We start from the raw sequence: 6,347 nt of genomic DNA on the forward strand, positions 1-6,347 counted from the left end.
AACGTGGAGACCGGCTCGCTGAAGGGCTTCGGCGACCAGGTCAACCGCGCCGCCAACCGCCTGACCATGGGCATCGTCACCGCCGCGCTGATCATCGGCTCGTCGATCGTGATGAACAGCGTCGGCGGCATTTCCAGCCGCTGGCTGTTGGCGATCGGCGTCTGCGGCTTCGTCGGCGCGGCACTGTCGGGGGTGTGGATCCTGTTCTCGATCTGGCGCAGCGGGCGCTGAGCGCGGCGCATGCTCTCGAGCACGGTTCGCCGGAAGCTGCGGCGGCTGGTCCGCAGGCAGCGCCCCGCTTCACAGGCGTGTCGGCGCGCACGCGATCCCTTGGTAGGAGGGGCTTCAGCCCCGACGCGATGCACTCGGATCCCCCGGTACACATCGCACTGACGCTGTGCGGGGTCCCAAAAGGCCTCCAGGATCAGAAGCCTCGCGCCTGCCGACGACGGCATTGCGGGCGGTCGCGCGGAGCATCCATCACTGGCGGCAGCGAAGCGCGCCGGCACTCCAGACCCACGCGCCAGTTGCTCGCCAGCTAATTTAGTAGTATTACTACTAACCATGGACCTGACCGAAACCCAGCAGGCGATCCTCGACCTGATCGCCGAGCGCATCGAACACGATGGCGTGCCGCCGTCGCAGACCGAGATTGCCCGTGCCTTCGGCTTCAAAGGCGTGCGCGCGGCCCAGTACCACCTGGAAGCGCTCGAACAGGCCGGCGCGATCCGCCGGGTGCCCGGGCAGGCGCGCGGCATCCGCCTGCTGGGTGGGGCGGCCGCTCCGGCCCCCGCGCCGCAGGTAGACAGCGCCGACGTGCTGCGCCTGCCAGTACTCGGACGTGTCGCCGCCGGCCTGCCGATCGGCGCGGACATCGGCTCCGACGACTTCGTGGTGCTGGACCGGGTGTTCTTTTCGCCGGCACCCGATTACCTGCTGAAGGTGCAGGGCGACTCCATGCGCGACGAAGGCATCTTCGACGGCGACCTGATCGGCGTGCACCGCACCCGCGATGCCCGCTCCGGGCAGATCGTGGTGGCGCGCATCGACGAGGAGATCACGGTCAAGTTGCTGAAGATCGGCAAGGACCGCATCCGCCTGCTCCCGCGTAACCCGGACTACGCACCGATCGAGGTGCTGCCGGACCAGGAGTTCGCCATCGAAGGCCTGTACTGCGGCCTGCTGCGCCCCAACCGCTGATGCCGCGCGTGGAGCAGGGCATGCACTACAGCGCCGGCCAGACTTTTCCGACCCCGGATATCGCCATTCGCCGCTGCCGTCGCCCGGTCCGGACGAATTATTTTCATCTCGCCACGCACTGTCTCAGTCCGTGCGATACCAGGCCCTTACATTGACCTCACTCCGCAAATCCTCCTCACCTTCCAAGGACACCACAATGGACGAGAACAAGAAGCGCGCGCTTGCTGCCGCCCTGAGCCAGATCGAGAAGCAGTTCGGCAAGGGCTCGGTGATGCGGATGGGCGATCGCGTCATCGAAGCGGTGGAAGTGATTCCGACCGGCTCGCTGATGCTGGACATCGCACTGGGCATCGGCGGCCTGCCGAAGGGCCGCGTGGTCGAGATCTACGGTCCGGAATCCTCGGGCAAGACCACCCTGACCCTGCAGGCCATCGCGCAGTGCCAGAAGAACGGCGGCACCGCCGCGTTCATCGATGCCGAGCACGCGCTGGACCCGATCTACGCCGCCAAGCTGGGTGTCAACGTCGACGAGCTGCTGCTGTCGCAGCCGGACACCGGCGAGCAGGCGCTGGAAATCGCCGACATGCTGGTGCGCTCGGGCTCGGTGGACATCGTGGTGGTCGACTCGGTCGCCGCGCTGACCCCCAAGGCCGAAATCGAAGGCGAGATGGGCGACCAGTTGCCGGGCCTGCAGGCGCGCCTGATGAGCCAGGCGCTGCGCAAGCTCACCGGCAACATCAAGCGCTCCAACACCCTGGTGGTGTTCATCAACCAGTTGCGCATGAAGATTGGCGTGATGATGCCGGGCCAGAGCCCGGAAACCACCACCGGTGGCAACGCGCTGAAGTTCTACGCCTCGGTGCGCCTGGACATCCGCCGCATCGGCGCGATCAAGAAGGGCGACGAGATCATCGGCAACCAGACCAAGATCAAGGTCGTCAAGAACAAGTTGGCGCCGCCGTTCAAGCAGGTCGTCACCGAAATCCTCTACGGCGAAGGCATCAGCCGCGAGGGCGAACTGATCGACATGGGCGTGGAAGCCAAGTTGGTCGAGAAGGCCGGTGCCTGGTACAGCTACGGCAGCGAGCGCATCGGCCAGGGCAAGGACAACGCCCGCGGTTACCTGCGCGACAACCCGCAGGTCGCGGCCAAGCTGGAAAGCGAGCTGCGCGAGAAGTTCCAGCCCACGGAAATCGCCCCGAGCGAGGCCGAGGCGGAAGACGACGACGCGTAATGGTTTTCTGCCGGGGGAGCGGTGGAGTCAGTGCCGCTCGTCTCCCTCGGCAGTCTTGAGCAAGCCAGGAGGGCGCGCGCCAGGGACGGCGCATTTTGAATGGGGTGGCATCGCCCATGAGCGACGAACAGGCACAAGAAGCACCACGTCGGCGTCGCCGGCAACCGGAACAGACGCCGCTGCAGAAGGCGCTGGGTCTGCTGGTGCGGCGCGAGCATTCGCGCAAGGAGCTGACCCGCAAGCTGCGTGCGCGTGGGGTGGAAGCCGACGCCGCCGCGGAGGCAGTGGAACGCCTGAGCGGCGAGGGCTGGCAGGACGACGGGCGCTTTGCCGAGCTGCTGGTGCGCAGCCGCGCCGGGGCAGGGTATGGCCCGCTGCATATCCGTGCCGAGCTTGGGACCCACGGCCTGGACAGTGAGGCCATCGCCACCGCGATGGGGGCCTTCGAGGGCGACTGGACCGAAAACGCGCGCGATCTGGTCCGGCGCCGTTTCGGTGCTGCCGGGGCGATGGACCTGCCGCAGCAGCGCAAGGCCGCCGATCTGCTGGCGCGGCGCGGTTTCGATGGGGACAGCATCCGCGCCGCGGTGCGCGACGCTGCGGAGGACTGAGCGGGCCGGGCCTGCTACCCTTGGCGAGTTGTCTTGTCCGGTTTCCGTGGCGCCCTCATCTACGAGGGAGCGCCAGGACGCCCGTCCGCTCGTCTATAGCCAGCCCATGAACGCACCCGCCAAATTCTCCACCTCCCAGATCCGCAGCGACTTCCTCGACTTCTTCAAGGGCAAGGGCCATACCATCGTGCCGTCCGCACCGCTGGTGCCCGGCAACGATCCGACGCTGCTGTTCACCAATTCCGGCATGGTGCAGTTCAAGGACGTGTTCCTGGGCGCCGAGAAGCGCAGCTACGTGCGCGCGGCGGACGTGCAGCGCTGCCTGCGCGCCGGCGGCAAGCACAACGACCTCGATTCGGTCGGCTACACCGCGCGCCATCACACCTTCTTCGAGATGCTCGGCAACTGGTCGTTCGGCGACTATTTCAAGAAGGACGCCATCGCCTGGGCCTGGGAGCTGCTGACCCAGGTCTGGAAGCTGCCGGCCGAGCGCCTGCTGGTCACCGTCTACCACACCGACGACGAGGCCTACGCCTTGTGGCGCGACATGATCGGAGTGCCCGCCGAGCGCATCGTGCGCATCGGCGACAACAAGGGCGCGCCCTACGCCTCGGACAACTTCTGGCAGATGGCCGACACCGGCCCCTGCGGCCCGTGCACCGAGATCTTCTACGACCACGGCGCGCACATCGCCGGCGGTCCGCCGGGGTCGCCCGACGAGGATGGCGACCGCTTCATCGAGATCTGGAACCTGGTGTTCATGCAGTTCGACCGCCAGCCCGACGGCACCCTGGTGCCGCTGCCGGCCCCCTGCGTGGACACCGGCATGGGCCTGGAGCGCTTGGCAGCGATTCTGCAGCACGTGCACACCAACTACGAGATCGACCTGTTCCAGACGCTGATCCGCAAGGCCTCCGAGCTGACCGGCACCGCCGACCTGGAGAACAAGTCGCTGCGCGTGATCGCCGACCACATCCGCGCCTGCGCGTTCCTGATCGTCGACGGCGTGCTGCCGTCCAACGAAGGTCGCGGCTACGTGCTGCGCCGGATCATCCGCCGCGCCCTGCGCCATGGCTGGATGCTCGGCGTGCGCCAGCCGTTCTTCAGCAAGCTGGTGCCGACCCTGGTGGAACTGATGGGCGAGGCCTATCCGGAACTGACCGCCGCCCAGGACACCGTGCTGCGCGCCCTGCAGGCCGAGGAAGAGCGCTTCGCCGAAACCCTCGATGCCGGCATGAAGATCTTCGAGGACGTCGCCGCCAAGGCGCAGGGCGGGATGATCGCCGGCGAGGACGCCTTCCGCCTGTACGACACCTACGGCTTCCCGCTGGACCTGACCCAGGACATCGCCCGCGAGCGCGATCTGCGCGTGGACGAGCAGGGCTTCGAGACGGCGATGGACGAGCAGCGCCGGCGCGCGCGCGAAGCCGGCAAGTTCGGCGGCGGCGTGCAGCTGCCGGCGGATCTGGTGGCGACGCTGGCCCCGACCGTGTTCCTGGGGTACGACAGCCTGCAGGCCGACGGCCTGCGCGTGGTCGCTCTGCTCAAGGACGGTCGTCCGGTGCAGTCGGTCCAGGCCGGCGATGCGGTGATCGTGCTGACCGACAAGACGCCGTTCTATGCCGAATCCGGCGGCCAGGTCGGCGATCTCGGCACACTGACTGCCGCCGGCACCCGGGTGACGGTCACCGACACGCAGAAGTTCGCCGGCCAGTTCCATGGCCACGTCGGCACCCTGGAAGAAGGCAGCCTGAAGCTCGGCGACGTGCTCGCCGGTGAGGTCGATGCCGAGCGCCGCGGCGCCACCATCCTCAATCACTCGGCGACGCACCTGCTGCATGCGGCCCTGCGCGAGGTACTGGGCACCCACGTCCAGCAGAAGGGCTCGCTGGTGGCGCCGGATCGGCTGCGCTTCGACTTCTCGCACTTCCAGCCGATCGGGGCCGAGGAACTGGCGCTGATCGAGCGCAAGGTCAACCAGCAGGTCCGCGCCAACAACGCGGCCGAAGTGCACCAGATGGGCATGCAGGAAGCGCTGGACTTCGGCGCGATGGCGCTGTTCGGCGAAAAATATGGCGAGCGCGTGCGCGTGCTCAAGATGGGCGACTACTCCACCGAACTGTGCGGTGGCACGCACGTCGGCCGTACCGGCGACATCGGTTTGTTCAAGATCACCAGCGAAGGCGGCGTCTCTGCCGGCGTGCGCCGCATCGAGGCGGTGACCGGGCAGGGCGCGCTGGACTACGTGGCGGCCGAGGAGGCCCGGCTGCGCGAGGCGGCCGACCTCGTCGGCGGCAACAACCACGACGTGGTCGACAAGATCCGTCAGCTCGGCGACCGCTACAAGCGCCTGGAGCGGGAGCTGGAGGCGCTGAAGGCCAAGCTGGCGTCCGGCGCCACTGCCGACCTGGCCGGCTCGGCGATCGACGTGGCCGGTGTGAAGGTGCTCGCCGTGCGACTGGAAGGCTTCGATGCCAAGGCCCTGCGCGAGGCGATGGACCGTCTGAAGCAGCAGCTGGGCGATAGCGTGATCGTCCTGGCCGGCGCCAGCGAGGGCAAGGTCGCCCTGGTCGCTGGCGTGAACGGCAGCCCAATGGGACGGGTCAAGGCCGGGGAACTGTTGAGCCATATCGCCGGTCAGATTTCGGGCAAGGGCGGCGGCCGCCCGGACCTCGCCCAGGGTGGTGGCGAGGACGGGCCCGCCCTTGCCCCTGCACTCGCCGGCGTCCCCGCCTGGGTCAAGCAACATCTCCCCTGAACATCCGAACGCCGCGCCTTGCTGGCAGGGCGCGGCTTCCCGTAACATCACCCCTCTTTTCACTTTCATTATGGGGCGTGCCGCAGCGCGGGCGCCGTGCCGGTGAGACCCACCGGTTCCCTGGAGAATTCTAAAAATGTTGATCCTGACTCGCCGGGTAGGCGAAACCTTGATGATCGGCGATTCGGTCACCGTGACGGTGCTTGGGGTCAAGGGCAATCAAGTGCGTATCGGCATCACCGCGCCGAAGGACGTTGCGGTGCATCGCGAAGAGATCTACCAGCGCATCCAGCGCGGCGACGAGCCGAACTCCCACGGCGGCGGTCATGGCGATCAATCTGCCGATTGATGTGTCGAAAGGGTTTACCTGAGACCCCACAACCCGGTATTCTTCGCGCCCGGTCGCGGAATATCCGCAGCGCAGAAATCCGGAGTGATGCCCGAGTGGCTGAAGGGGCTCCCCTGCTAAGGGAGTATAGGGTCAAAAGCTCTATCGAGGGTTCGAATCCCTCTCACTCCGCCAGTGTCAAGGAAACGCCCGCAA

5 protein-coding genes, 1 tRNA gene and 1 pseudogene are annotated in these 6,347 nt (G+C 67.2%); all 7 read left to right on the plus strand.

Annotated features, from left to right (window positions below):
• Positions 1 to 231: pseudogene (locus tag D588_RS25710) on the plus strand (ubiquinone biosynthesis protein UbiB); the annotation flags it as partial.
• A 333-nt stretch (positions 232 to 564) separates the two neighbouring features.
• Positions 565 to 1,200 (plus strand): transcriptional repressor LexA, encoded by a 636-nt coding sequence (gene lexA, locus D588_RS0120200; protein ID WP_017910626.1) that lies wholly within the window; start codon positions 565 to 567, stop codon positions 1,198 to 1,200.
• A gap of 196 nt (positions 1,201 to 1,396) precedes the next feature.
• Complete coding sequence (recA, locus tag D588_RS0120205) at positions 1,397 to 2,434, plus strand: recombinase RecA (RefSeq protein WP_017910627.1); 1,038 nt, start codon at positions 1,397 to 1,399, stop codon at positions 2,432 to 2,434.
• A gap of 116 nt (positions 2,435 to 2,550) precedes the next feature.
• Positions 2,551 to 3,045 (plus strand): recombination regulator RecX, encoded by a 495-nt coding sequence (gene recX, locus D588_RS0120210; protein WP_017910628.1) that lies wholly within the window; start codon positions 2,551 to 2,553, stop codon positions 3,043 to 3,045.
• 106 nt (positions 3,046 to 3,151) lie between these two features.
• Positions 3,152 to 5,803 (plus strand): alanine--tRNA ligase, encoded by a 2,652-nt coding sequence (gene alaS, locus D588_RS0120215; RefSeq protein WP_017917289.1) that lies wholly within the window; start codon positions 3,152 to 3,154, stop codon positions 5,801 to 5,803.
• A gap of 136 nt (positions 5,804 to 5,939) precedes the next feature.
• Positions 5,940 to 6,152 (plus strand): carbon storage regulator CsrA, encoded by a 213-nt coding sequence (gene csrA / locus D588_RS0120220; RefSeq protein ID WP_010341308.1) that lies wholly within the window; start codon positions 5,940 to 5,942, stop codon positions 6,150 to 6,152.
• Between the two features lie 81 nt (positions 6,153 to 6,233).
• Positions 6,234 to 6,326 (plus strand) — tRNA-Ser (locus D588_RS0120225).
• Positions 6,327 to 6,347 lie beyond the last annotated feature (21 nt).

Source organism: Xanthomonas sp. SHU 308 (genome assembly GCF_000364645.1).
In the GTDB taxonomy this organism is placed as follows: Bacteria; Pseudomonadota; Gammaproteobacteria; order Xanthomonadales; family Xanthomonadaceae; genus Xanthomonas_A; species Xanthomonas_A sontii.